Raw genomic sequence first — 25,417 nt, 5'->3', positions numbered from 1 at the left:
ACCTTCCTGAGCTGGTGAGGCAGGTTGAGACGCGCCACCCGACCCGGTGCCGGTTTCGGATATCTTCGACAGGTCCAGATCGCCCGCATCCAGGCGTGCGACGATCTGAGGGGGATCGGAAATGGTGATATCCGCCTCTCCGACAAACCGGTTGCCATCCAACTGCGCTGTCATATTTCGCAGGGAAATCCGACCGTCCCGCGTATAGGTCATTTGCGCAGAGATATCGGCAACGTTACCCAATCCAGACGGCACAGTCACGCCCGCCTGACCGAAGGCCGCCAGCATCTTTTCTGTATCTTGGGTGATGATCTTTGTGGTTCCGTCCATCTCTCCGGCCAGATTGACGTGGCCGTCAAAGCCGATCTTGCCGCCCGGTGCAGTCAGGGCCAATTCAAGCGCGGTTACGGACCCTGCGGCAAAAGCTGGCAAGTCCGGAATCTTCAGATCGACCTGAACAGCACCTCCGGGTACAGGCATTGATGCCTCCATTACCATCGGTGCAGTGACCTGAGGCCAACTGGCCGACAAGGTTACATCAGGAAAGTCCATCTGCGTGGCACCGTCTTCCACATAGATCAGTCGCGCATTATTAAGCTGCAACTCTTCCAAAGTTACGGCCGACGATGCGCTGGCCGGAACCGTCCCTGCAGACGGTGTGGCCGTCGCGGTGGTCACAGGCGCGCTCAGCTCCCAGTTTCCGCGCCCTTGCGAACGCTCCAGCCGCAGCACCGGGTTTTCCGCGAAAACGCGTTTGATCCGCAGATCCCCATTCAAAAGCGCAGCAGCATCCACGCCCACGGCAAGGCTATCAGCGCTCAGCATCGGCTCTGGCCCGGCCCAGCTGGCGTTCCCAAAACGCACGGGCCCGGTTTCCATCCCCAGCACCGGCCAGAACGACAGGCGCACGTCGCCGCTCAATCTCAGTTCGCGCCCGGTCTGGGCTTTGACCTGCTCAGCCAGAATCGCGCCAAGCTTGTCTCCGGGCATCAGCAAAAGCGCGCCAATTACCAGCGCAATCACTGCCACAACAATAAACAGGATGCGTATCAGCCATTTCATGATCTGCTCTCCGCCTTTTGGCTTGTCTTTGCCGCGATCATTCAAATCGCACGTCACATTTGCAAGAGGAAGCTTTCCCCACTATATGCCGCGCCATGACGACGAACCCGCCAAACCTCCGCCCCGACGGCTCCGGCCGCCCGGATCACCGAGACACCCGTTCAAACCAGCCGACGATCGGCATGGTGTCGCTGGGCTGTCCAAAAGCTTTGGTCGACAGCGAACGCATTCTGACCCGGCTTCGTGCTGAAGGATACGGCATTTCGCCCGATTATGCCGGGGCCGATGCCGTCATTGTGAACACCTGCGGGTTCCTCGACAGCGCCAAGGCGGAATCGCTGGACGCAATCGGAGAGGCGCTGGTTGAAAACGGCAAGGTCATCGTCACCGGCTGTCTGGGGGCCGAACCGGATTACATCCGCGAGCACCACCCCCGCATCATGGCGGTCACCGGACCGCATCAGTACGAGCAGGTTCTGGATGCGGTTCACGCCGTTCCCCTGACCCTGACCCGTTCGTTGATCTGCTGCCCGCCAGCAGCGTTCGATTGACCCCCCGCCACTACAGTTATCTGAAGATCTCAGAGGGCTGTAACCACAAATGCAAGTTCTGCATCATCCCCGATATGCGAGGAAAACTGGCCAGCCGTCCGGCCCATGCGGTTCTGCGCGAGGCGGAAAAGCTGGTCGAAAACGGCGTGCGCGAACTGTTGGTGATCTCGCAGGATACTTCGGCCTATGGGCTGGACCGGAAATACGATGTGAACCCGTGGAAAGACCGCGAGGTGCGCAGCCACATCACCGATCTGGCCCGTGAACTAGGTCAGATGGATGCCTGGGTGCGGCTGCACTATGTCTATCCCTATCCACATGTGCGTGAGTTGATCCCCCTGATGGCGGATGCCGGGTCCAACATATTGCCGTATCTGGATATCCCGTTCCAGCACGCTCACCCGAATGTTCTGAAACGGATGGCCCGCCCCGCCGCAGCGGCCAAAACTCTGGACGAAATCCAAGCCTGGCGCGCAATCTGCCCCGATATCACCCTGCGTTCGACCTTTATCGTTGGCTATCCGGGTGAGACCGAGGCCGAATTCCAAACCCTGCTGGACTGGATGGACGAGGCGCAACTGGATCGTGTCGGCTGTTTTCAATATGAAAACGTGGATGGTGCGCGCTCAAACGACCTGCCTGATCATGTCCCGGCCGAAATCAAGCAAGAGCGGTGGGATCGCTTCATGGAAAAGGCTCAGGCCATTTCAGAAGCCAAGTTGCAAGCTAAAGTCGGACAAACGCTTCAAGTAATCGTCGACGAAGTGGATGACGAAGCCGCCACCTGCCGCACCAAATCGGACGCGCCTGAGATCGACGGCAACCTGTTCATTGACGAGGGCTTGAAGGCTTCAAACCCGGCGATATCGTCACCGTCGAAGTGGACGAGGCGGGGGAATACGATCTGTGGGGGAAACCCGTTTAACGCCAGTAGCCTGCCCCATAGTGTTTTCGGGTCAATAGTTACGAAGTACAGCTCAGGTAGAAAAAACCGCCATGAATGGCGGCGAAAATTCCTGAAAATGGTGCAGGCGGTCCGTAGTCAAACCGCCTGCGAAAAGCTTACTGAGAAACCGGGTTGCAGACGGTTTGACCTGCTTCGGTTGTTGCCAGTTCATAGCCTGCCGAGCAGCTGGCCGAGCCATACTTGTCATAGTCGGGTTGTACGTAAACAGGGGTCGGTTCTTCCTGCTGCGCACAAGCGGTCAGGACCAGGCAAATGCGCCAACGGCTGCAAGTTTCAGTTTCATGTCCGTCAATCCTCTATTACTTTTCTGATATTGCCCAGCTTTTCGGGCCGCTTCCAGAGTACGGGCTGAACGGCAATCTGGCAACTAAAACGGTCACTTCCTTGTGAGGAAGAGCGATTCCATGCCAGTTCGAAGCCCAAACGATGATCCTTGCGGCATTACAGCTACCTTTTTGTCTGCATCGTCCTAAACTGTGTGACGTTTCAGCCAAATACGGAGAAGCCAGATGTCAGACACACCCGTTATTGCCCAGAAAACCCCTTTTCCAGTCGAAGTTGCCGAAGGAAAAACCTATTTCTGGTGCGCGTGTGGAAAGTCGAACCGGCAACCCTTTTGCGATGGCTCACATAAAGACAGCGGGTTCGAACCGGTGAAATATACGGCCGAGGCCAGCAAAAAGGTCTTTTTTTGCGGGTGCAAACACAGTGCAAACGCGCCGTTGTGCGATGGAACGCATAAAGACCTTTGATCAGCCCTTCAATCTGTTCAGCGTCTCTGAATTTGCACAGAAATCCGGGGCCGTTTCCGCTGGATTCTGCCGCTGAGCCAGCCAGTTGGCGCATTGCGCATCACAGCCCGAGGCGCGACAGCGCGTGACCAGCTCAGCGTATCCTTCGGGCGACAACCGCCCTTCGGCCATGGCTTCGCTCAGTGAAATTCCCATGCTGCGGGAAACAGAGCGCGTCAACCAAAAGTGCTTTTCGACCTCACCCAGAATATCCCGAGGCATCACGCGTCCTCCGCTTGCAAGCTTTGATGGCCTTGAATCGACCGCGGTTCGGGCATGTGCACGGGGCATGATCAATCTGTTCGCGCCGTTCCAGCCACTCCGGACAGGTTCTGGCCCAGGTACAGCCGCGACACTGTTGCACGATCTCGGCCCAATCCTCATGTTTCAGGTGACCATCCCGATAGGCTGCGGCCAGGTCGGTTCCTGTGACCTCGCCCATCCGCAACACCAAACGAAGATGGGCCATGATTTCACCGAGACGTGGCATGGCGAACCTGACAGTTAAGGCATCAATTTGTGCAGTAACTCCCGGTTACGACAATACTCCGGTGTCCGCCCAGCCGTCGCCATTTTTTTAAGCAGATCCTGACAATGATCCGGGTTCGGGCAATCGGTACATCGCAGAACTGCGTCAGAAATCTGGTCGACAGATAGCTTGCCGCCAATGGCTGCTTCCTCAAGATCGATGTCCAGCATTCTGGCCATATCGTCCACCAATCCGGCATGAAGCCGCAAGGACTCTCGGGTGGGCATGCTGTGTCCTTTCCCTTTCGCGCTTTACGAAATCCTAGCGCATCCGGAAGGTCGGACTTTGATACAGGTCAAGATTGGGCGCCGATGTGGTCCAGATAGGCCCGGGTTGCATCCTGAACGCGGCGAAAACGGTCCCCACCCAGCTTTTTGCCTCCGTACCAGCGGGTGACGATGATCACGTGATTGTCCAGCCCTGCACGCTCGATCATCCGCAGGATTACCATACCGGCGCCACTTTCCCCATCATCGGCCTTCAGCGCACCGGTCGGCAAGGAGGCGGCCCAGGTGTTATGTGTGGCCTTGGCATAAGATTTATCGGACTTCAGTTGGTCCAAAACCGCGTCAACTTCCGCGCGTGATACCACGCGCGCCCCGGAAACCGCATATTTCGACCCGCGATCCGTCAAAATCACGCCAAGGCGCACAAGATCAGTCATTGTGCCAGTCCCAGTTGTGTCGCGGTTTCAAGCACGATGTGAACGCGCTGCGCGTTTGGCGGGTGGGTGCCCAGAAACCTGTCGCCGGGATCCGGAATCCGGTCAAAGAACTTCGCCCCAACCAGCGGGTTGTAGCCCGCATTATGTGTAATGATCGTGCCCATCTGGTCAGCCTCAAGCTCAAAATCCTTCACATAAGCCTGAACACCAACCTGCGCCCCAACTTTCTGGGCCTCTTCTATGTCGGCGGCGTCGCCCCCGCGCAGCTTTTCCGCCTTTCCGAACTCAGTTGCGCTTGCGCTGGCATTTTCGCTTTGCCGTGCGATGTGGCCCAAAACGTGATGGGCCGCCTCGTGCCCCATGACAAAAGCCAGTTCATCTGCATTTTGTGTGGAACGGATCATCGCAAGTGTAAAGATTATGGTGGGTTGCTTCTGGTCGTCCAATGTCTGAAACGCATTGGCCGGCGCACGTGGGTTCAGATCAACGAGAATCCGGAAATCGCATTTCTGAAGCCTTGATTGTTTCAAACACTGGCTGCGAGCCTCGGCCCCAATGTTCTGGCTGACTTCGCGAAAGGTCTGGGCCATGGTTTCGGACTCCGGCCCTTCACCCAGCCAATCCGCGGCGGGTTGCACGCGCAGTGCACCTTCCGCACAGGCCGCAAGCAGCAGGGGAAGCACCAAAACAAAGCGTCTGCGCATGTTACATCCTTCGGCTCGGTCTGACCGTGATTTCAACATAGTACGTGCTGTTCAGGTGACCACACAATGCTTTGAAACGAACGTCTTGCATTGCGCGTCGACGGCTTGCACTCTGTCCTTATGTTTTCGATTGAGCATGAATTCGACTCGACGGTCATAACGCTTGTGGACGAAGGTGAAAAACCTTTGCAGGAGGATGTTGTGATCAACAATTTCGCCGAATGCGTCACGCTGGAACAGTTTGATCCGCGAACCGACCAGGTGCAAAGATCACCTTGTCGCCCGAACAGGTCCGCGATCTGGCCGCAGCGCTGGACCTGCCGAGGGAGTTTACCAGATCCGTGAATCGGGATCTTAGGGCGCATAGACAAAAACCTTGCTGCGCGAAGTTTGCCCCTGCTTGAGTGACAGTGTCGAAGGCGCGACGCCAAGACATTTCGCAAGAATTACCTGAACCGCATGGTTGGCTTTACCACTGTCAGGCGGTGCCGTGACAAATACCCTGATCTGCCCGTCTTCCACGACCACCCGGTCGCGCGCAGCCTTGGGTGTTACTTTCAGATGAAACGTTGTCCCGGCGTGCGCCTGCGCGCTGAGATCCGGCAGATCTCGTAGTTTGGATTTCGCCATTGTCGCCCCTTCCCTCAATAGTCTTGCATGATGGGCGGTGGAATGAAATTGATCCACGCGATCCGTCGCCGCGCCCTTGAAACCCTCGGCATGCCGACCAAGATACAGAGACGTGATGTAAAGGAAGTTAACATATGTCCAAGAAAAACCCCGCTGCTCTGGAGTTTTTGCAGTCGCGCCGGTCCCGACCCGCCAAGACACTGGTGGCCCCGGCCCCGACACGGGATGAGTTGCGCCCCTTGCTGATCGCAGCTGCACGCAGCCCCGATCACGGAAAACTGGAACCCTGGCGATTTATCGTTCTGGAACAGGGGGCCATGGCAAGACTGGCAACCCTGACCGAAGCCTGCGGGCAAAGACTTAAGAAAAGTCCGGAAGATATTACAAAAGCACGCAGCCAATTTGACATGGGACAACTGGCCGTAGCCGTAATCGAAGTACAAAAACCGTCCGAGAAAATACCCGCGATCGAACAAACCTATTCTGCGGGCGCGGTCTGTCTGGCCCTGCTGAATGCCGCGCTGGCCGCGGGCTGGGGTGCAAACTGGCTGACAGGTTGGCAAACCCACGACCACGACTTCTGTGTCGACGCCTTTGGCCTTGCCAAGAACGAGCGTGTCGCCGGGCTGATACATATCGCCACCGAAGGAACTGCCCCACCCGAACGCCCGCGGCCCGATGTGGCAGCCATAACGGAATGGATCACAGAATGATCATCCTGAACGCCTTTTTCAGCGCGCTAAGCCAGATCGGAGATCCTAAGTTCCGCGCCGTTCTGCTGCGCGGTGTAGGTTTGACCATCCTGTTGCTGGGTCTTGCCTGTGCGGGTGCGATCAGTTTGATCAACTGGTTGTCGGGCAGTGAAATCTCTCTGCCGTTCGTCGGCGCAGTGCCATGGCTGAACGACGTTCTGAACTATTCAGGTATCGTTCTCGTCCTGATCCTGCCTGTTTTCCTGATGGTGCCGGTGGCGTCAGCCATCACATCGATCTTTCTGGACGAAGTGGCACAAGCGGTCGAGGACAAGCATTTTCCAGCCTTGCCACCTGCACGACGCATCCCGGTGTCGGAGGCCCTGTTTGACGGCCTCAGCTTTCTTGGCGTGCTGATTGTCGCAAACCTGCTGGCGCTGATCCTCTATGCGGTCTTCACCCCGTTTGCGCCCTTCATCTTCTGGGCCATGAACGGGTTCCTGTTGGGGCGGGAATACTTCACGCTGGCTGCAATGCGCCGGATCGGGCGGGATGGCGCGCGCCAATTGCGGGCCAGGCATTCGACCACGATCTGGGTCGCTGGAACGCTGATGGCCATTCCGCTGTCGATACCGCTGTTGAATCTGGTGATCCCGATCCTTGGCGCAGCGACATTCACCCATATTTTTCATGCTGTGTCAGGCCAAAAGGTCTGACACAGATTAGCGCGGCTCCAGTTGGTTCAGCCAGTCGAAGTCCCGCACCGAAATCACACCGGAAATGATGATGCCGCCAATGATAGCCCACAAAACCACAGCAATGGCGGTGGTGATCCACATCTTGGCTTTCAGGTGATGGACTTCCGGCGCACCGCATGGGTGCCCGGAACGATATCGTTCAGGTCACCCTGAGTTTTGATGCGAATGGGCAAAACCACTAGCAACGTCATGAACCAGATGACGGCGAACAGCACCAATGCAGCAGTAATGGTCACTTCAGCCCCTCCGGGTTTTGCGGATCATACCTGTTCCAGCTCGACAAGGCAGCCGTTGAAGTCCTTGGGATGCAGGAACAGCACCGGCTTGCCATGCGCGCCGATCTTGGGCCCCCGACCCCAGAACACGGGCGCCGGTCGCTTTCAAATGATCACGGGCGGCGATGATGTCTTCGACCTCATAGCATACGTGGTGAATGCCGCCTGCCGGATTCTTTTCCAGAAACCCGTTGATCGGGCTGTCGTCGCCCAGCGGGTACAAAAGTTCGATCTTGGTGTTGGGCAGTTCGATGAACACAACCGTGACGCCATGATCCGGCTCGTCCTGCGGCGCACCGACCTTGGCGCCCAGCGCTTTGCGGTACTGCTCGGATGCCGCCTCAAGGTCGGGTACGGCGATGGCAACGTGGTTCAGACGTCCAATCATGTCTCACTCCTGATGTCCTGCGTTGCGTGGGTTATGGGGGCTGCTCTGCGAAAGAACAAGTGCGCCAAATCGCGCGTTAACGTCGTGTTAGCCAGAAGTTCCTAGCGTGAAGCATCTGCTGGATAGGAGAGCTGCCATGGACGATTCGGGCCTCATTGCCACCACCGCCGCCACGCCCACCGCAACGCGGCCCTTGCTGGGACAGACAATTCTGGTTGTTGAAGACAGCCGATATGCCTGCGATGCGATCCGCCTGATGTGCCTGCATAGCGGTGCACGTATCCGACGCGCTGACTGCCTGAAATCGGCACGGCGACACCTGCAGATCTATCGCCCCTCGGTCATTCTGGTCGATATGGGCCTGCCCGACGGGTCCGGAGCTGACCTGATCGCCGAACTGGCCGAAGCTTCACCACGGATCAGCGTGATCATGGGCCTGTCGGGCGATGACACTACCGAAGGTCTGGCGTACGCAGCCGGAGCGGATGGATTTCTGTCCAAGCCGATAAAATCATTGTCGTATTTTCAGAAGTCCATTCTGGAGCGCCTGCCCGAGGATCGACGCCCAAGCGGGCTCCACTCGGTTCGCGACGAAGTCATCCGACCCGACCCGATGGCTTATCAGGACGACATGGCGCATATCGCCGATGTCCTTACCGGGCCCAACGATCATCGCGCATGGGATTACGCTGCCCAGTTCCTGCAAGGGGTCGCACGGGAAGCCGATGACAGACCGTTGGCAGAAGCCGCCCGAAAGCTGGCGCTGTCACGGGCGAACGGCGCACCGATCACAGCGCAGGCAGCGCAGGTCGCCGGCATGGTGCAGAACCGTCTGGAACAGAGAAAGGCGATTTGACGTGATTGCAGCTTATTTCATCACTGCAACGCTTCTGTGCATCTGGGCCTATCGCCAAACACGGCAGACTGCACGCTCAATTCGTGTCAACCGTGGGGATTTGAACAACCCGCTGGACTGACCCGCGAATGCTAATCGGCTTCAAAATGAAACCGCCCGCTTGATGCGGGCGGCTCTCGTTCAGTCCTGCGGGATGAGGCGCAAGCCCAGTTCCATCAGCTGATCCGAGGTCGGGTCTGAAGGTGCGTCCATCATCAGATCTTCGGCCCGCTGGTTCATCGGGAACATCATGACCTCGCGGATATTGGCCTCATCCGCCAACAGCATCACGATCCGGTCGATCCCAGCAGCGCAGCCACCGTGCGGCGGCGCACCGTAGTGGAAGGCGTTGAACAGAGCGCCAAAGCGGGATTTCACTTCATCCTCGCCATAGCCTGCCAGTTCAAAGGCCTTCAGCATGATCTCCGGCTTGTGGTTCCGGATCGCACCCGACACCAGCTCATATCCATTGCACGCCAGGTCATACTGATACCCGCGCACATCCAGTGGGTTGCCCTGTAGCGCTTCCATGCCGCCCTGCGGCATCGAGAACGGTTGTGCTCAAAGTCGATCGCGCCGGTTTCTTCGTCTTGCTCGTAGATCGGGAAATCAACAATCCAGGCAAAGGCAAAGCGGTCTTTCTCGGTCAGCCCAAGCTCGTCGCCGATCACATCGCGCGCCTTGCCTGCAACCTTTTCAAAGGCTTTCGGCTTGCCGCCCGGGAAAAACGCCGCATCGCCGACACCCAGACCCAATTGCTGACGGATAGCCTCGGTCCGCTCGGGGCCGATGTTCTTGGCCAGCGGGCCTGCGGCTTCCATCCCTTCGCCCTGATCGCGCCAGAAGATGTAGCCCATACCGGGCAGACCCTCTTTCTGGGCAAAGGCGTTCATGCGGTCACAGAACTTGCGGCTGCCACCGGTTGGCGCGGGGATAGCGCGAATTTCGGTGCCTTCCTGTTCGAGCAGCTTTGCAAAAATCGCAAAACCAGACCCGCGGAAGTGGTCGGAAACCACCTGCATCTTAATTGGGTTCCGCAGGTCGGGCTTGTCCGTGCCGTACCACAGAGCCGAATCCTTGTAGGAAATCTGCGGCCAGTCCTGATCGACCTTGCGACCGCCACCGAACTCTTCGAACACACCGGTCAGAACGGGCTGGATCGTGTCGAACACGTCCTGCTGCTCGACAAAGGACATCTCGAGGTCAAGCTGGTAGAAATCGGTGGGTGAGCGGTCGGCGCGCGGGTCTTCGTCGCGGAAGCAGGGCGCAATCTGGAAATACTTGTCGAAACCCGACACCATAATCAGCTGCTTGAACTGCTGCGGGGCTTGCGGCAACGCGTAGAACTTACCCGGATGCAGGCGCGACGGCACAAGGAAGTCACGCGCGCCTTCGGGTGAGGACGCGGTGATGATCGGCGTCTGGTACTCGCGGAACCCCTGATCCCACATACGCTTGCGCATGGAGGCCACCACGTCCGAGCGCAAGGTCATGTTGCGCTGCATCGCCTCGCGTCGCAGGTCGAGGTAACGATAGCGCAGGCGGGTTTCCTCGGGGTATTCCTGATCGCCGAACACCATTAGCGGCAGTTCCTCGGCGGCCCCCAGAACTTCCAGTTCGCGCACGTAAACCTCGATCTCACCGGTGGGCAGTTTCGGGTTCACCAGTTCGGCGGCACGCGCCTTGACGGTTCCGTCGATGCGGATGCACCATTCGGAACGCACCTTTTCAAGCGCAGCAAAAGCGGCGCTGTCGCCGTCACACAGGATCTGGGTTACGCCGAAATGGTCGCGCAGGTCGATGAACAGGACGCCCCCATGATCTCGGACCCGATGCACCCAACCGGACAGGCGAACGGTTTCACCGACATTAGCGGCGGTCAGTGCGGCGCAGGTGTGGCTGCGATAGGCGTGCATGGATCATATCCCTTCGGGCGCAGAATTCGTCGCGCCGATACACCCTGTCAGGCCCGGAAAGTCAAGGCGGGTCGCCCTGTCAAAACGGCCTTTGCACGTTGCCTGGTAGAAATAGACACCCAGCCCGACCGCAAAGATGATATTGCCCGCAATCGCGTGCAGCAGCACCGCGTAGAAGAACGAACCGCGCTGCCTGTAGGCCCATGTAAACAGCAGCCCGCCCGCAAATGTCATGAGGGCGACAGTCCAGCTCCAATACATCAGATGCGCGAACGAGAAGATGGCAGCATTCAGCACATAAGCCGCACGCCCCTCTGGCAGGATCGAGTGATAACGCCGGAAGAACAGTGGGCGGAACAACAGTTCCTGAGGCAGTGCAGACAAAACAGGATAACCGATCCAGATAAGCGCCAGCATCTCAGGGCGGTGTACTAGCAGAAAAAACGCGGCGTCGGGGCGTGTCACCTGAATCAGCCCAACGCAAAACACGGACATGAAAGCGGTAAACAGCACAACTTCGCGAAGCGACCAGTTGGCCCAATCATAGCGCAACTCGGCCCATTGAAAGCCCGGTGTCCAATGCAGCAGCGTGATCCCCAGCCCGGTCAGGGCAAACAGAGCCGGAAACATCCAGTTCGGTGGAAACAAAACCGCGATGATCAGCGGCAGGACAACATAGAACAAGCCGAACTCAACCCTTAACCGCGGCAATGCATCTGGCGGTCCGACCATCGTGCTGTCTTTGGTCACGTGTCTATCAGCTCCACCCGGATCAGCCCGCGCAATGAATTGCCCATGTAGGCAGTTTGTGCGTTTTTTAGATCGCTCAAGGTCAGCACGGCCTCAGACACCGTTCCTTTATCCAGTAATTCTTCGCGCAATATGCCAGGCAACAGACCGCTGGACAGCGCAGGTGTCAGAATACGACCGTCCTGTTTTTCGACGAAAAGGTTGCTGATGGTGCCCTCACACAGCTCATCAAGCTCATTCAGGAATAACACCTCGTCTATGCCATCCGTCAGCGCGGCGCGAGTATTGTCATAAAGGGCGCGGCGGCTTGTCTTGTGACGCAGCCAAAGATCATTGGAAGCCAGTCGCTGATCAGACAGGGCGATGCGCCAGACCGGAGGGTTGCTGGCCAGAACCCCGGTGGTCAATTCGAATGCACCCGATGCGTCCAGTGTAAGGCGGCACCGCAAGGGGGTGTCGCCCAACGCGCCATCCAGCGCGGCGGTCGCTAAATCCGGGTTGAAGGGAAGGCCAAAGGCCGCAGCGGTTCGGGCCATGCGCGCAAGGTGACGGTCTTTTCGGACAAAGCCCTGACCTGGCCGAAACGCCAGTGTTTCGATCAGGCGGAAATCAGGCTCAGCTGGCGGGCGAAGCGGGCTTTCCATAGCGCCTCCTCATATTCTGCCGGGGCGGTGCTGTCCCAGACAAGGCCCCCGCCCACGTTCAGGGTGGCCTGATCGTCTTCCAGCATCAGCGTACGGATGGCCACGTTGAACTCGGACCGCCCATCAGGCGCGGCCCAGCCGATGGTGCCACAATAGATGTCGCGCGGCCAGGGTTCCAGCCCGGCCAGAATTTCCATGGCGCGAATTTTGGGGGCGCCCGTGATCGAGCCGCAGGGAAACAACGCCGTCAGTATATCGCTGAGCCCTGCGCATTTGAGCAACTGGGCACGGACAAGTGAAACCATCTGATGCACTGTCGCATAGGTTTCCACCTTGAACAGTTCAGGGACATGAACGGAACCGGGCAATGCGACACGGCTGATATCGTTGCGCAGAAGATCGACGATCATCAGGTTTTCCGCCCGGTTCTTTTCGTCCGTGGTCAGAAACGCCCGGCGCCGCATATCCTCGTCCGGGTCTTCGCTGCGCGGCTGGGTACCCTTCATCGGTCGTGTCTCGATCTTTCCATCCGCGTCTGTGCGGAAGAACAACTCTGGCGAGCGGCTGAGCAAATCCGGTAACCCGACCTGCTGCACCAGCGCGCCATGCCCAACGGGCTGCCCCGCTGCCAGTGCCGCATAAAGGGTTTCACTGCTGCCCGAGACGGTCAGGTCAATCGGAAAGGTCAGGTTCGCCTGATAGATATCACCGGCACCGATAGCACCATGCACCACCTGAAGGCTTCGCCATAGCGCGCCTCGTCCCAGCGCGGCTGAAACGCGCGCACCACGCCTGCGGGCGTCGGTAAAGAAACCCGATCCGGCGCGCCGTAGACCCCAAAGCACAGCAAGGGCAGCCGACGCGATTCCGGCAAAAGTTTGATCAGCCGGGGTTCAAGCACATATCCCAGTTCATAACTGGCATAGCCAGCCAGCCAGGCCCCGCCCGCGCGCGCCTCATCCAGCGCCGCCAGAGCCTGGGGCACGTCCTCCGCCGTATCCGCGCGGATAATCCGAGTCGGGCGCTGAAACCGGGTTCCGCGACCGGCTGGTCCCTGATCAAAACGAATACGCAACTGCATCCTCTTTTGCCGTGAAGGGCGATATAGAATACTCTGGGGGAAAGGGGAAAGCGGCAATTTCGCTTCTGTTTCCGATACCCCTTGAACCTTTCTGCGTGGTCCCTATAACGCAGGACAATTTGGGCGCTTGGGCGGCGCCCGCGACTCGTACAAAATCGAAGGGGCCAGGCCATGCCGAAGAGAACCGACATCAAGTCGATCATGATCATCGGGGCGGGTCCCATTGTTATCGGTCAGGCCTGCGAGTTCGACTATTCCGGCGCTCAGGCCTGCAAGGCCCTGCGCGAAGAAGGTTACCGGGTTATTCTGGTCAACTCGAACCCGGCGACAATCATGACTGACCCCGGACTTGCCGATGCCACCTATATCGAGCCGATCACGCCCGAGGTCGTCGCCAAGATCATCGAAAAGGAACGCCCTGACGCCCTGCTGCCCACAATGGGCGGGCAAACCGGTCTGAACACCTCGCTCGCGCTGGAAGAGATGGGGGTGTTGGACAAGTTCGGTGTCGAGATGATCGGTGCCAAACGCGACGCCATCGAGATGGCCGAGGACCGAAAATTGTTCCGCGAGGCGATGGATCGGCTGGGGCTGGAAAACCCCAAAGCCACCATCGTGACCGCCCCCAAGAAGGCCGACGGCTCTGCCGATCTGGACGCAGGTGTTCAGATCGCTCTGGACGAGCTGGAGGAAATCGGCCTGCCTGCCATCATCCGCCCGGCCTTTACCTTGGGCGGCACAGGCGGCGGCGTGGCCTATAACCGCGAGGATTATATCCATTTCTGCCGCTCGGGCATGGATGCCTCGCCTGTCAACCAGATCCTGGTCGATGAAAGCCTGCTGGGCTGGAAAGAATACGAGATGGAAGTGGTGCGCGACACCGCCGACAACGCCATTATCGTCTGCTCCATCGAAAACGTCGACCCAATGGGCGTGCACACGGGTGACTCGATTACCGTGGCCCCTGCCCTGACGCTGACCGACAAGGAATACCAGATCATGCGCAACGGCTCGATTGCCGTCCTGCGCGAGATCGGGGTGGAAACCGGTGGCTCGAACGTGCAATGGGCAATCAACCCCGATGATGGCCGCATGGTTGTGATCGAAATGAACCCGCGCGTGTCGCGTTCATCGGCGCTGGCCTCCAAGGCGACGGGTTTCCCTATTGCCAAGATCGCCGCGAAACTGGCCGTCGGCTACACGCTGGACGAGCTGGACAATGACATCACCAAGGTCACGCCTGCGTCGTTCGAACCTACCATCGACTATGTCGTCACCAAGATCCCGAAATTCGCGTTTGAAAAATTCCCCGGCTCTGAACCCTACCTGACCACTGCAATGAAGTCAGTGGGTGAGGCGATGTCCATCGGGCGCACCATCCACGAATCCATGCAGAAGGCGCTGGCATCGATGGAATCCGGCCTGACCGGGTTTGATGAGATCGAAATTCCGGGGTTGAGCATCGGCCTGTGGGATGAGGTCGAAAGCAGCGATGACAAGGCGCATGTCATCAAGGCGATCAGCAAGCAGACCCCCGACCGTCTGCGCACTATCGCACAAGCCATGCGTCATGGCCTGGCCGACGATGAAATCTTTGGCGTCACCAAGTTTGACCCCTGGTTCCTGGCCCGCATTCGCGAGATCATCGAAGCAGAACGCACCGTGCGCAAGGACGGTCTGCCAGTGACCGAAGAAGGCATCCGCAAGCTCAAGATGCTGGGCTTTACCGATGCGCGTCTGGGCAATCTGTCAGGCCGCAGCGAAGATAACGTGCGCCGCGCCCGCCACAATCTGGGCGTTACCGCGGTCTTCAAACGCATCGATACCTGCGCTGCTGAGTTCGAAGCGCAAACCCCCTATATGTACTCGACCTACGAAGCCCCTATGATGGGCGATGTCGAATGCGAGGCACGCCCAAGCGACCGCAAGAAGGTCGTTATTCTTGGTGGTGGTCCGAACCGGATCGGTCAGGGGATCGAGTTCGATTATTGCTGCTGCCACGCCTGTTATGCGCTGACCGAGGCCGGGTACGAGACCATCATGGTCAATTGCAACCCGAGACGGTTTCGACCGACTACGACACCTCGGACCGTCTGTATTTTGAGCCGCTGACCTTTGAACACGTCATGGAAATCCTGACGAAGGAACAGGAAAACGGCACGCTGCACGGTGTGATCGTTCAGTTCGGTGGTCAAACACCGTTGAAGCTGGCCAACGCGCTTGAGGCCGAGGGTATTCCGATTCTGGGTACCACACCGGACGCAATTGACCTGGCCGAAGACCGTGAACGGTTCCAGGCGCTGGTCAATGAACTGGGCCTGAAACAGCCCAGAAACGGTATTGCCTCGACCGATGAAAAGGCGCTGGAGATTGCCGAAGAGATCGGTTTCCCGCTGGTCATTCGCCCTCTTACGTTCTGGGCGGTCGTGCGATGGAAATCGTGCGCGATATGGATCAGCTGCGACGCTATATCAACGAGGCCGTTGTGGTCTCGGGCGACAGCCCCGTACTGCTGGACAGCTATCTGGCGGGCGCGGTCGAGCTGGACGTAGATGCGCTGTGTGACGGCACCGACGTTCACGTGGCGGGCATCATGCAGCACATCGAAGAAGCGGGCGTTCACTCGGGCGATTCCGCCTGTTCGCTGCCGCCCTATTCGCTGTCGAAAGAGATCATCGGGCAGATCAAGGAACAGGCATTCAAACTGGCCAAGGCGCTGAATGTCGTTGGCCTGATGAATGTGCAATTCGCGATCAAGGATGATGAGATCTATCTGATCGAAGTGAACCCGCGCGCCTCGCGCACCGTGCCGTTTGTTGCCAAGGCCACCGACAGTGCAATTGCGTCGATTGCGGCGCGCGTCATGGCGGGCGAGAAGTTGGCCGATTTCCCGATGCGCCCGCCCTATCAGGAAGGCAAGGACACCAAGATCGCGGACCAGATGACGCTGGCCGATCCGGACATGCCGTGGTTCTCGGTGAAAGAAGCTGTCATGCCATTCGCCCGTTTCCCCGGCGTCGACACCATCCTTGGCCCGGAAATGCGCTCGACCGGCGAGGTGATGGGCTGGGACCGTGACTTCCCACGCGCGTTCCTCAAGGCGCAGATGGGCGCGGGCATGGTGCTGCCGTCCTCTGGCCGTGCGTTCATTTCGATCAAGGATGCCGACAAGGGCAAAGCCATGCTGGAAGCGGCGCAGGTTCTGGTTGATCAGGGTTTCACGCTTGTGGCCACGCGCGGCACGCAAAGCTGGCTGGACGAACAGGGTGTTGCCTGTGACGTGGTGAACAAGGTGTACGAAGGTCGCCCGGATGTTGTGGACATGCTGAAAGACGGTCAGGTGCAGCTGGTGATGAACACCACCGAAGGTGCGCAGGCGGTTGAGGACAGCAAGGCCATCCGCTCGATCGCGCTGTATGACAAGATCCCGTATTTCACCACCGCAGCAGGGGCCAACGCCGCAGCACTGGCGATTAAGGCACAAGCTGAGGGCGACGTCGAGGTGAAATCGCTACAGGGGTAAAGACCCCTGACCCAAATGAAAAAGCCCCAGAGGAAACTCTGGGGCTTTTATTTATTTTCAATGCCTTACGCAGGCGCCTCCGTCGTTTTCTTTCGTTCGTCACGGGCGAAGAACAGCAGGTAAAACACCGGTGCCGCAACCATTGTCAGCACGGTGGCAAATGCCAGACCGCCCATGATCGTCACTGCCATCGAGACGAAGAACGCATCCGTCAGCAGTGGCGCCATGCCCAGAATGGTCGTGACAGCCGCCAGCATGACGGGCCGCAAACGCGACACGGATGCTTCGATGATTGCCTCGCGCAGGGCTTGCCGGTGGCGCGGACCAGATCGATTTCCTCGACCAGAACAATGCCGTTCTTGATCAGCATACCCGACAGGCTGAGCAGGCCCAGAAGTGCCGTAAAGGTGAAGGGCAGTCCTGTTCCCAGCAGGCCGATCACCACGCCGTTCACGGACATCGGCACCAGCAGCCAGATGATGATCGGCTGGCGGATTGCGTTGAACAACAGGACCGAAATCAACACCATGATCAGCAGGCTCAGCGGCAATTGTCTGCCCAGCTTGCCTGCGCGTCGCGCGAATTTTCGAACTCACCGCCCCACTCCATCTTGTACCCGGGCGGCAATTCGATGGCCTCGATGGCGTCTCGCACTTCGGCGTGAACCTGTGCCGCAGTCAGGTCGGGCGGGATGTCCGCGCCGACGGTGATAGTCAGAACCCGATCACGACGGTGAACCAGCGTATTGAGCGTTTTGTACTCGAATCCATCCACCATTTGTTCAATTGGTACAAATTTTTCCGACTGGTCCGAGTACACGACCTGATCGACGATCGAGTAATCTCCGTCCGCAGGTCGGCGCAGGATGATCGGGATCAGGCGGTCGCGCTCGCGGAACACACCACCCGTAATGCCGTCGGTCGAGAATTGCAGGGTGGCGGCGATGTCTTCGCGTGTGACACCGGCTGTCTGCGCCCGTTCGGTGGCATAGATCGGTTGCAGAGCCAGTTCCTGTTCGCGCCAGTCGTGATGAACCAACAGCGCGTTCGGGGATGCGGCTGCCATGCGCTGTACCGCCTCGTCCGCAAGCTGGCGCAGCACGACCGGATCGCTGCCCGAGAAGCGGGCCTGAATCGGATCACCACCGCCGGGGCCAAAGACCAGACGCTTGGTGCCGAACTCACCTTCGGGGAACTGGACGGACCCAAACGCCTCAAGGTCCGCTTGCAACGCCGGGATGTCGTCCAGGCTTGCTGTGCGGATGACCATGTGCCCATAGCTGGGATTCGGCTTTTCGGCTGAATAGGTCAGCATAAAACGGGTAGCCCCCTGGCCGACAAAGGTCGTGACCGAGACGACGTCGTCGCGTGCTGCCAACCACTCTTCGAACACCGCCATGTCTTCGGCGGTTCGTGCAATCGGTGTGCCCTGCGGCAGTTTGTAGTGCACGAAGAACAAAGGCGTGTTGGAGTTGGGGAAGAACTGCTGTTTCATCAGCCCAAACCCGGCATAGCACACCACGGTTACGCCGACGAGACCAGCAACAACCAGCCATCGGAAGCGCAGCGCAAAGCGCAGGATCGCACCATAGGTGCGGAACAGGAGGCCGCCGTAAGCGTCGATCTCGCCTGCTTTGCCCTGTTTGAAGAAGTAATGCCCCAACAGCGGCGTGACGGTGATCGCCAAAACCCAGCTGAGCAACAGTGAAATGCCAATCACGGCGAACAGAGAGAACAGGAATTCTCCGGTTGCGTCAGGGCTGAGGCCAATGCCCGCAAAGGCCATGATGCCAATCACGGTCGCACCCAGCAACGGGATTTGGGTTTTCGATGCCACATCCTCGGCCGCATCGCGCGAGGACTGGCCGCGCAGCATGGAAATCTGCATCCCTTCGGCCACGACGATGGCGTTGTCCACCAGCATCCCCATGGCGATGATCAGGGCACCCAATGAGATTCGTTCCATCTCGATTGAGAAGAGCGACATGAACAGAAGCGTGCCGACCACGGTCAGCAGCAGGGTCGAGCCGACGACAATGGCCGCGCGCCAGCCCATGAAGATGCCCAGCACGGCGACCACGATGGCCACCGACATGGCAAGGTTCACGAGAAAGTCGTTCGAGGCCTGCTCGACCACCACATGTTGCTGATAGATCGGCAGGATTTCGACACCGAAGGGAATGCTTGTGTTCAACTCCGCGAATTTGGCGTCAGCGCGTTTGCCGACTTCGACAATGTTTTCGGTGGCCAGACCCGCGATGCCCAAGGTGAAGGCCTCGGTCCCGTTGTAGCGGATAATGATGTCGGGGTCGTTCTGACGGGCACGATAGACATCGGACATGTCAAAGAGGTTGATCACCTGCCCTTGCGAACCGACAGACAGGCCCGCAATGGCCGACACACTGTCCGACCCTTCGGCCGTCAGAATGGTGGTGCGCTCGTTATCAGAGCGCAAGGACCCTGAGGAATTGACCGAATCCGCATTGGCGATGGCCTGGTTGATTGCTTGCAGCGGGACATTCTGGTTCACGGAAATCGCCAGATCGGGTTCGACAAAGATCGCCTCGTCCGGCAGGCCCTGAACCTCGACATCCGCAACGCCGTCAACAGTCAGCAGTTCCCGCCGCAAGAAGGTTGCCAGTTCGTGCTTTTCGGCGTCCGAGAACCCTTGGGCGGTCACCGCATAGAACAGGCCGAACACGTCGCCGAACCCGTCATTCACAAACGGCTGGCCGACGCCCGATGGCAGGCCGCGCGCGGCGTCGCGCACCTTGGCCCTGAGCCGGGTCCAGATGGCAGGCAGTTCGGTGCCGTCATATGTCGACTTGATCTCAACCTCGATCAGGGACCGTCCGGGTTGATTGACCGAGGTGATGACATCCACCTCGCCCATCTGCTGTATGGCGGATTCCAGCGGTTCCGATACTTCCAGCGCCACCTGTTCGGCGGTGGCACCGGGGTATTGCGTGGCGATGACCGCGTTTTTGATTGTAAAGGCCGGGTCTTCCAGACGGCCAAGCGATGTGAACCCCCAGATGCCCCCAATGAGGGCAATGAGGATGACCAGCCATGTGTAAAGCGGCCGGTCGATTGAGGCGCGGGCGATGTTCATCTGTCAGCCCCTCAGTTCGCGAAACCGGCAAACCGGCGCACCGTCTGACCATCCGTCAGCACAGCGCCCCCGGCCACGACGACCTCATCCCCGTCAGACAGGCCCGTCAGCACCCGGACATCGCCGGTTTGCGTGGGCTCGATGGTCACCGGGACGCGGCGCACGGTGCCCTCATCCGCCCCGACCGGGGAAAACACCATGACGTTCAGCGCGCCGTTTGCGTCGGCGACAACAGCGGTCGCCGGGACGACGATGCCTGTGCGGTTGTCCTGCACCTGAACGTTGACGGTAACGGAAGAACCGGGAAAGATTTGCAGCCCCTTTGGCGGGGTCAGGCCAAACTGGATGCGGAAAGTTTGACCGACGCTGGAGGTTTCCGCGTCGAATTCACGGATTTCCAGCGGGAAGACTTCGTCACTGACCGGGAATTTCGCAGTGATGAAGAAGTCGTCATTCTGGCCGGAGCGTTGAAACAGGATCTCGGGCACGTCGACCACGATGCGCAATTCGGACATGTCGTGAATGCGGACGATGGGCGTGCCTGCCGAGACGGTCGTAAACGCCTCGACCGAGCGGCTTGAGACCAGCGCGTCAAAGGGCGCGGTCAGCGTGGCGTGTTCCAGTTCATATTCCGCGTCGCGCAGGGCGATTGCGGCCAGCTGCGCCTCGGTCTCGGCATCGTCTACGGCCACCTGGCTGGCGGTTGTACCGCGCAGGCGCGACAGGCGGGCAACAGTGCGGTCGGCCTGTTCCTTTTGCAGCCGCGCCCGATCAAGGCGCAGCTCGAACGGTTCCTGATCCAGACGGGCAATCAGGCCATCCTTGGGAATCACGAAGCCTTCGTTGATGGGCATTTCGACAATCTGCCCCGCAACCTGAAAGGCCAGATCAACGGTCTGGCGCGCGGCGACGCGGCCAAAGAACTGCCGCGTGAAACCGGGCGCGGTTTCGCGCACCTGCATGAGTTTCACCGGTTTCGGGGTCTCTTGAGCGGCAATCGGGGTTGCCAGAATGGCCAGTGCAAGGCCCAGAGAGGTCAGGAGTTTCATTTCTTCAATCCCTCGGGAATTCCCGTTTTCAATACGTTGTCGCGGATTTTGCGCGCCAGTCGCGCGAATTCGGCAGTTTCTTGTTCGTTGAGGCCCGAGGCCCGGTGAAACAGGTCCCCGGCGGCGGCGACCAGCATGTTGCGGGCCTCTTCGCCCTGCTTTGTCAGCACCAGCAACCAGGCGCGGCGGTCTTCGGGGTCACGCCGACGCGTCAGATAGCCCGCTTTTTCAAGGGCGTCAGCTGTGGCGGTGATCGTTGATGGGACGCTTAACATATCAGCGGCCAGAACGCCCATGCGCTTGGGCTGATCCAGCTTGATCAGCATGTGGCATTCCGGGTGGCTCAGGTCTGTTTCGATACAGTCGAAGGTCTCTTCCAGTTTCCAGTACAGGGCATAGACGCCCATGATCGCCTGAATCTCGGGGCTGAGGCGGCCAAGTCTGGCACTGATATCGTCGGGCATTGGGGGGTCTCCGCGCGGGTTACGGGGCGATATACTTCAATTTCTGAACTATTCAAGATATGAAACTGCGCCCAGGAACGAATTCCCTTAGGTCAACATATCTTGATCAAATCACGCCATGACTGCATTTTGGGCAGATCCGAAACATTCAGGACCCGCCATGTATACCCCCGCCATCACCGGTTCCGGTGTCTTCACCCCGGAAAACGTCATCACCAACGCCGAGCTTGTTGAAGCGTTCAACGCCTATGCCGACAAGCAGAACGCGAAGAATGCCGAGGCCATCGCAGCCGGGCAGATGGAGGCGATGCAGCATTCCTCGGAAGAGTTCATCGTCAAGGCGTCGGGCATTCAGAACCGCTACGTGATGGACAAGTCCGGGGTGCTGAACCCCGACGTGATGCACCCGACGCTGCGCCAGCGCAACGATGACGAGCCCGGGATCATGACCGAGATGGCAGTGGATGCCTGCAAGAAGGCGCTGGCGCAGGCGGGGCGCACGGCGGCGGATGTCGATCTGGTGATCTGTGCGGCCTCGAACCACGAGCGCGCCTATCCGGCGATTGCAATCGAGATTCAGCAGGAACTGGGTATCGACGGGTTCGGCTTTGACATGAATGTCGCCTGTTCTTCGGCCACGTTCGGCATTCAGGCGGCGGCGGATATGGTGCGGTCCGGTTCGGTGCGCGCGGCGTTGGTGGTGAACCCTGAAATCTGCTCGGGCCATCTGGAATGGCGCGACCGGGATTGTCACTTTATCTTTGGCGATGTGGCAACGGCAACGTTGATCGAGCGGATCGAAGACGCCAAAGGCCCGCATTTCGAAATCCTGTCGACCCGCTGTGCCACCGCCTTTTCCAACAATATCCGCAACAATAACGGGTTCCTGCGCCGGTCGCGCCCCGATGGTGTGATTGACCGCCGCGACATGCAGTTCATGCAGAATGGCCGGAAGGTGTTCAAGGAAGTGTTGCCGATGGTCAGCAAGCATATCAGCGACCATATGGAGGCCGAAGGGGTCAGCAATACCGACCTCAAACGCCTGTGGCTGCATCAGGCCAACAAGACGATGAACGACTTCATCGGCAAGAAGGTTCTGGGCCGCGAACCCGAGGCGGGCGAGCAACCCAATATCCTTCAGGATTATGCGAACACCTCATCCGCAGGGTCGATCATTGCGTTTTCGAAATACTCTGACGATCTGCAAGAGGGTGATCTGGGGCTGATCTGTTCTTTTGGGGCCGGGTATTCGGTTGGATCGGTGATCGTGAAGCGTCACGCCTGATCAGCATTCCGCAAAGCGCGGACGGCCTAGAAATCGGCCGCCAACTGAAAAACCTGAAACGCGGCCCATTCCCCACCATCAATCCGTTTGAGATAGGCGGGGGTTTCACCCTTTGCCAATTGGGATTGCAGCCCGCGCCCCTGAGACGCCCAGTCCCAGAATTCAGTACGGGGCGCAGCGGTGCAAAGCAGCACATAGCTTACACCCAGCGCAGCAAGACGCGGACCGGCCTGGGACGCATCCATACGCAAAACCGCAATCTGCGCCTGAATTCCGGCCCGGTTGCGGTGATAATTCCCCGCCAGAACCGAATGATCGGTATAGCGCAGCACCTCTGCCGCATAATCAAAATCGACCAGAACCATGCCGGTTGGCAGGTTTTTCAGGGCCGCGTAAGCCTCTGGCGCCTTACAGGCGGCGCCGTCGTTTTGCGAATCCTGCGCGACCTCGGCGGCGGGTGCCGCAAGGGAGGGGCGCGCAAAGCGTCCCATCTGTTTTTCCACGCTGATGCCGATCTTTGGCGAGACGCAGACAACAAAGCCTACCATAGCCAAGCCGGAAAGCGTGCGACCATGGGTTCTGTAACTGATGTAAAGGGCGCGCAGCATCTGAGCCTGAACAGCCACAAGGGACACGCCCAGAAACGTCATCATCCGGGACTGGTACAGAAACATGGAAAACCCGGTCACAATCAGCGCCAGAAACAGAAGATAGTCCATTTTGTCTTGTGACTGTCGGACAAAGAACAACGCTGCAACCGCTGTGATGACGGACATGGCGATCAGGGCCGCAGCCTCGCCCAAATGCAGTTCCAGCACAACGGTGATATTCTGCGCTTCGGCGACCTGGCTGAGCCAGAAGTCACGCATGTCCTGAGGCAGGTCCGCAATCGGGTTTTCAAGGCAGTAGGGCGCAAATGCGTAAGCGCAGCCAAGTGTTACAGCGCCTGTCGCAAGACACGCGCCGAAGCGCCCCCAATAGGACCAGCCCGACCCGACCCAGGCTGCTGCACACAGGCACAGCGCTGCGATCCCCGCCGGCAGGGCCACACTGATCGTCAGGGCATCGCAGCTTGGGAACAGAAAGCCCTGACGCCCTGTTGTTGCAACGCTGGCCAACAACAGGGTCAGCGCCAGCCCGGTTCCAAACACTATGGTGCGGCGGCGGGCGGCTGTGCCGGTCACGATCCAGTCAATCGTGAAGAACACCGCGATAATCGCGACCTGCACGATCGATTCGGTTCCGATGGACACCGAAAGGGCCAGACAGACACCCAGCCATCCCGCAGCAGAGGGTTTGGCCTTGCGCAGGACAAAGAACATGAGGGCCGCTGCAAACAGCAGAATCTGAACATTGTGGTGGTCAAACGAGAAATAGTCGAACTTCCGATAATGTTCGAGCGTCAGCGCACCGACCACCAGTGCCGAAATCGCGCCATTTCGCCCGCCCAACGCTGCGCCGGTGACAGCAAAGGCCCACAGGGTCAGCCCCGCCAGAAGCACCGGCCACACAAACGCGGTCACTTGCAAGGCGGTGTCGGGCGGCACGACCATCGCGGACAGCGCGTAGATCCCGGCAATCGGTGCATCGACAAGCCGGGACCAGTGCATCAGCGTGCCGTCACCGGGGCCCAGCCGATGCTGATAGGCGTCAAACCAGCCCTGTCCCGCCAGCAGGTCCTGTACCATGACCCAGCGCATCGCGTCATCAGGGCCTTCCTGATAAGCGCCAAACAGCACCGTGGCCAGAAAGAGCGCATAGACAAACAGGAACGACCGCCAAACCATACGGTCTGCGAGAATGCTGTAATTTCCCTGCATTTTCTGCATGGTTTACTGCCCTTGACGATCTTGCCTGCGCCACAGCTTATCTGAAAGACGTGACTGAATTGAGGCGCAGAGTCCGGTTGATGATCATGCCACAAAGCGCACGACATCTGCGGCGATCCGGGCAGGCGGTTTTTGGCCGATAGCTGGCCGCCACCAAGCCTAGCTGACGCTTTCTTCTTCCAGGTGCAGTTTCATTTCTATCAGGACCTGCTGAAGCAAACTGGTTTCTTTCAGCAGCCTTTTGGCTTCGTTCACCGTGATGATGCCATCTTCGATAGCGGACTGATATTCAGTCATCAACATTGCAAACCGCTGGCTGAGCGCGATGACATCCGAATTCACCCCGCCTGTGCGAGGATCCTCGGTGTTGCGTTCGCTGTAGGACAAGGTGATGTTTTTCAGATCCGCCAGCGCGGATGTCACATGCGGATAAGTTGCTGCGTTTTCAAGCCGAGCCACCGCATCCACGGGCATGAACCTGTCCGCGTGTTCGGCATTGTCCGAATAATACCGGCCCAGGGTCGCCTTGGATTTTCCGGTGATTTCACAAGCAGCTTCTATTCCGACATCTTTGACCAGCGCTTCTGTGTGTTTCTTCAGATAGGCCCCGATATCTGCCATTGATTTACCTTTATTACCTGCAAACGCCCGCCCGGTGTCCAAACCGGGGAAAGCGTCGGGAAATTTCCCATACCTGAGTCATAATTGAAATGTCATACATTGACTATCCCTCAGATAAGCGGGGGATTTTGTGAGTGAGTGGCGGCAGTTCAAGCCGGTAAAGAGTGATTGCGGGGCGGTATTGTTGGGCCTTGCTTTGTTTTGGCCACATGTTGGCCGACGGCGTCGCTGTTGCAGA

General features: G+C 58.8%; 18 protein-coding genes and 8 pseudogenes. 8 read left to right on the top strand and 18 right to left on the bottom strand.

Features of this window, described 5'->3' with window-relative positions:
* A partial coding sequence (locus ACR3E2_RS17180; RefSeq protein ID WP_480492808.1) for an AsmA family protein occupies positions 1–1,062 on the bottom strand: 1,062 nt, incomplete at its 3' end.
* A gap of 95 nt (positions 1,063–1,157) precedes the next feature.
* On the opposite strand from ACR3E2_RS17180, the pseudogene rimO reads away from it, so the two are divergent.
* Both rimO and ACR3E2_RS17170 read left to right on the top strand, forming a co-directional pair.
* Positions 1,158–2,538 (top strand): annotated as a pseudogene (gene rimO, locus ACR3E2_RS17175) (30S ribosomal protein S12 methylthiotransferase RimO).
* A gap of 551 nt (positions 2,539–3,089) precedes the next feature.
* On the top strand, positions 3,090–3,332 hold the full coding sequence (locus tag ACR3E2_RS17170) for a CDGSH iron-sulfur domain-containing protein (protein ID WP_480475549.1): 243 nt from the start codon (positions 3,090–3,092) through the stop codon (positions 3,330–3,332).
* Here the strand turns inward: ACR3E2_RS17170 and ACR3E2_RS17165 are convergent, their stop codons facing one another.
* From ACR3E2_RS17165 to ACR3E2_RS17145, 5 genes are all read right to left on the bottom strand, one after another.
* Positions 3,333–3,593: a DUF6455 family protein gene (locus ACR3E2_RS17165; protein ID WP_480475547.1), complete on the bottom strand. Its 261-nt coding sequence runs from the start codon at positions 3,591–3,593 to the stop codon at positions 3,333–3,335.
* The gene (locus ACR3E2_RS17160) at positions 3,571–3,861 is read right to left on the bottom strand and encodes a DUF6455 family protein (RefSeq protein ID WP_480482196.1); all 291 of its coding nucleotides are present in this window, start codon (positions 3,859–3,861) and stop codon (positions 3,571–3,573) included. Before ACR3E2_RS17160 ends, ACR3E2_RS17165 begins: the two co-directional genes overlap by 23 nt.
* A 14-nt stretch (positions 3,862–3,875) precedes the next feature.
* Entirely contained in the window at positions 3,876–4,127 is a 252-nt protein-coding gene (locus ACR3E2_RS17155) for a DUF6455 family protein (RefSeq protein WP_480492807.1), read from the bottom strand.
* A gap of 68 nt (positions 4,128–4,195) precedes the next feature.
* Entirely contained in the window at positions 4,196–4,564 is a 369-nt protein-coding gene (locus ACR3E2_RS17150) for a YigZ family protein (protein ID WP_480482198.1), read from the bottom strand.
* The gene (locus tag ACR3E2_RS17145) at positions 4,561–5,268 is read right to left on the bottom strand and encodes a M48 family metallopeptidase (protein ID WP_480482200.1); all 708 of its coding nucleotides are present in this window, start codon (positions 5,266–5,268) and stop codon (positions 4,561–4,563) included. The genes ACR3E2_RS17150 and ACR3E2_RS17145 overlap by 4 nt, the downstream gene beginning before the upstream one ends.
* A gap of 120 nt (positions 5,269–5,388) precedes the next feature.
* Between ACR3E2_RS17145 and ACR3E2_RS17140 the strand changes: the two are divergent.
* Positions 5,389–5,672 (top strand): annotated as a pseudogene (locus ACR3E2_RS17140) (hypothetical protein).
* On the opposite strand, the gene ACR3E2_RS17135 reads toward ACR3E2_RS17140, so the two are convergent.
* Positions 5,623–5,898 carry a DUF167 domain-containing protein gene (locus ACR3E2_RS17135; protein ID WP_480482204.1) on the bottom strand — a complete coding sequence of 92 codons (276 nt, stop codon included), beginning with the start codon at positions 5,896–5,898 and terminating at the stop codon, positions 5,623–5,625. The pseudogene ACR3E2_RS17140 and the gene ACR3E2_RS17135 overlap by 50 nt on opposite strands.
* Positions 5,899–6,032: 134 nt before the next feature.
* On the opposite strand from ACR3E2_RS17135, the gene ACR3E2_RS17130 reads away from it, so the two are divergent.
* On the top strand, positions 6,033–6,611 hold the full coding sequence (locus ACR3E2_RS17130; protein ID WP_480482206.1) for a nitroreductase family protein: 579 nt from the start codon (positions 6,033–6,035) through the stop codon (positions 6,609–6,611).
* A complete protein-coding gene (locus ACR3E2_RS17125) occupies positions 6,608–7,306 on the top strand; it encodes an EI24 domain-containing protein (protein ID WP_480482208.1) in 699 nt (232 codons plus the stop codon). Before ACR3E2_RS17130 ends, ACR3E2_RS17125 begins: the two co-directional genes overlap by 4 nt.
* A 6-nt stretch (positions 7,307–7,312) precedes the next feature.
* Here the strand turns inward: ACR3E2_RS17125 and ACR3E2_RS17120 are convergent.
* Positions 7,313–7,539: pseudogene (locus ACR3E2_RS17120) on the bottom strand (DUF1467 family protein).
* 69 nt (positions 7,540–7,608) lie between these two features.
* Positions 7,609–8,011, bottom strand: a pseudogene (gene mce / locus ACR3E2_RS17115) (methylmalonyl-CoA epimerase).
* A 136-nt stretch (positions 8,012–8,147) separates the two neighbouring features.
* Here mce and ACR3E2_RS17110 point away from each other — a divergent pair.
* Positions 8,148–8,867 (top strand): response regulator, encoded by a 720-nt coding sequence (locus tag ACR3E2_RS17110; RefSeq protein ID WP_480482214.1) that lies wholly within the window; start codon positions 8,148–8,150, stop codon positions 8,865–8,867.
* Between the two features lie 180 nt (positions 8,868–9,047).
* Here ACR3E2_RS17110 and aspS read toward each other — a convergent pair.
* From aspS to ACR3E2_RS17090, 4 genes and pseudogenes are all read right to left on the bottom strand, one after another.
* Positions 9,048–10,822: pseudogene (gene aspS, locus ACR3E2_RS17105) on the bottom strand (aspartate--tRNA ligase).
* A gap of 3 nt (positions 10,823–10,825) precedes the next feature.
* Positions 10,826–11,572 (bottom strand): CPBP family intramembrane glutamic endopeptidase, encoded by a 747-nt coding sequence (locus ACR3E2_RS17100; RefSeq protein WP_480492806.1) that lies wholly within the window; start codon positions 11,570–11,572, stop codon positions 10,826–10,828.
* Positions 11,569–12,216, bottom strand: coding sequence for an aminotransferase class IV family protein (locus ACR3E2_RS17095; protein WP_480482218.1), 648 nt, complete (start codon positions 12,214–12,216; stop codon positions 11,569–11,571). The genes ACR3E2_RS17100 and ACR3E2_RS17095 overlap by 4 nt, the downstream gene beginning before the upstream one ends.
* Positions 12,171–13,297, bottom strand: a pseudogene (locus ACR3E2_RS17090) (aminodeoxychorismate synthase component I). The gene ACR3E2_RS17095 and the pseudogene ACR3E2_RS17090 overlap by 46 nt, the downstream one beginning before the upstream one ends.
* Before the next feature lie 171 nt (positions 13,298–13,468).
* Here ACR3E2_RS17090 and carB point away from each other — a divergent pair.
* Positions 13,469–16,820, top strand: a pseudogene (gene carB / locus ACR3E2_RS17085) (carbamoyl-phosphate synthase large subunit).
* A 65-nt stretch (positions 16,821–16,885) separates the two neighbouring features.
* Here carB and ACR3E2_RS17080 read toward each other — a convergent pair.
* From ACR3E2_RS17080 to ACR3E2_RS17070, 3 genes and pseudogenes are all read right to left on the bottom strand, one after another.
* Positions 16,886–19,931, bottom strand: a pseudogene (locus ACR3E2_RS17080) (efflux RND transporter permease subunit).
* Between the two features lie 11 nt (positions 19,932–19,942).
* A complete protein-coding gene (locus ACR3E2_RS17075) occupies positions 19,943–20,980 on the bottom strand; it encodes an efflux RND transporter periplasmic adaptor subunit (protein WP_480482226.1) in 1,038 nt (345 codons plus the stop codon).
* Positions 20,977–21,444, bottom strand: a complete 468-nt coding sequence (locus ACR3E2_RS17070; protein WP_480482228.1) for a MarR family winged helix-turn-helix transcriptional regulator — start codon at positions 21,442–21,444, stop codon at positions 20,977–20,979. Before ACR3E2_RS17070 ends, ACR3E2_RS17075 begins: the two co-directional genes overlap by 4 nt.
* Positions 21,445–21,604: 160 nt before the next feature.
* Between ACR3E2_RS17070 and ACR3E2_RS17065 the strand changes: the two genes are divergently transcribed.
* Positions 21,605–22,729: a beta-ketoacyl-ACP synthase III gene (locus tag ACR3E2_RS17065; protein WP_480492805.1), complete on the top strand. Its 1,125-nt coding sequence runs from the start codon at positions 21,605–21,607 to the stop codon at positions 22,727–22,729.
* 26 nt (positions 22,730–22,755) lie between these two features.
* Here ACR3E2_RS17065 and ACR3E2_RS17060 read toward each other — a convergent pair whose 3' ends face one another.
* Both ACR3E2_RS17060 and ACR3E2_RS17055 read right to left on the bottom strand, forming a co-directional pair.
* Positions 22,756–24,558, bottom strand: coding sequence for a hypothetical protein (locus ACR3E2_RS17060; protein WP_480482232.1), 1,803 nt, complete (start codon positions 24,556–24,558; stop codon positions 22,756–22,758).
* Between the two features lie 159 nt (positions 24,559–24,717).
* Positions 24,718–25,179 carry a hypothetical protein gene (locus ACR3E2_RS17055; RefSeq protein WP_480475505.1) on the bottom strand — a complete coding sequence of 154 codons (462 nt, stop codon included), beginning with the start codon at positions 25,177–25,179 and terminating at the stop codon, positions 24,718–24,720.
* Between the last annotated feature and the right edge of the window lie 238 nt (positions 25,180–25,417).

This window comes from Ruegeria sp. AL7, from assembly GCF_056536105.1.
The sequence above is the reverse complement of the archived record's forward strand: the minus strand, read 5'-3'. Positions and strand labels throughout refer to the sequence as shown.

Coding starts and splice junctions, on each gene's coding strand:
- ACR3E2_RS17075 (WP_480482226.1), bottom strand. CDS start 20,980: ATGAAACTCCTGACCTCTCTGGGCCTTGCACTGGCCATTCTGGCAACC.
- ACR3E2_RS17095 (WP_480482218.1), bottom strand. CDS start 12,216: ATGGAAAGCCCGCTTCGCCCGCCAGCTGAGCCTGATTTCCGCCTGATC.
- ACR3E2_RS17155 (WP_480492807.1), bottom strand. CDS start 4,127: ATGCCCACCCGAGAGTCCTTGCGGCTTCATGCCGGATTGGTGGACGAT.
- ACR3E2_RS17070 (WP_480482228.1), bottom strand. CDS start 21,444: ATGCCCGACGATATCAGTGCCAGACTTGGCCGCCTCAGCCCCGAGATT.
- ACR3E2_RS17150 (WP_480482198.1), bottom strand. CDS start 4,564: ATGACTGATCTTGTGCGCCTTGGCGTGATTTTGACGGATCGCGGGTCG.
- ACR3E2_RS17065 (WP_480492805.1), top strand. CDS start 21,605: ATGTATACCCCCGCCATCACCGGTTCCGGTGTCTTCACCCCGGAAAAC.
- ACR3E2_RS17110 (WP_480482214.1), top strand. CDS start 8,148: ATGGACGATTCGGGCCTCATTGCCACCACCGCCGCCACGCCCACCGCA.
- ACR3E2_RS17130 (WP_480482206.1), top strand. CDS start 6,033: ATGTCCAAGAAAAACCCCGCTGCTCTGGAGTTTTTGCAGTCGCGCCGG.
- ACR3E2_RS17060 (WP_480482232.1), bottom strand. CDS start 24,558: ATGCAGAAAATGCAGGGAAATTACAGCATTCTCGCAGACCGTATGGTT.
- ACR3E2_RS17135 (WP_480482204.1), bottom strand. CDS start 5,898: ATGGCGAAATCCAAACTACGAGATCTGCCGGATCTCAGCGCGCAGGCG.
- ACR3E2_RS17165 (WP_480475547.1), bottom strand. CDS start 3,593: ATGCCTCGGGATATTCTGGGTGAGGTCGAAAAGCACTTTTGGTTGACG.
- ACR3E2_RS17125 (WP_480482208.1), top strand. CDS start 6,608: ATGATCATCCTGAACGCCTTTTTCAGCGCGCTAAGCCAGATCGGAGAT.
- ACR3E2_RS17145 (WP_480482200.1), bottom strand. CDS start 5,268: ATGCGCAGACGCTTTGTTTTGGTGCTTCCCCTGCTGCTTGCGGCCTGT.
- ACR3E2_RS17055 (WP_480475505.1), bottom strand. CDS start 25,179: ATGGCAGATATCGGGGCCTATCTGAAGAAACACACAGAAGCGCTGGTC.
- ACR3E2_RS17160 (WP_480482196.1), bottom strand. CDS start 3,861: ATGCCACGTCTCGGTGAAATCATGGCCCATCTTCGTTTGGTGTTGCGG.
- ACR3E2_RS17170 (WP_480475549.1), top strand. CDS start 3,090: ATGTCAGACACACCCGTTATTGCCCAGAAAACCCCTTTTCCAGTCGAA.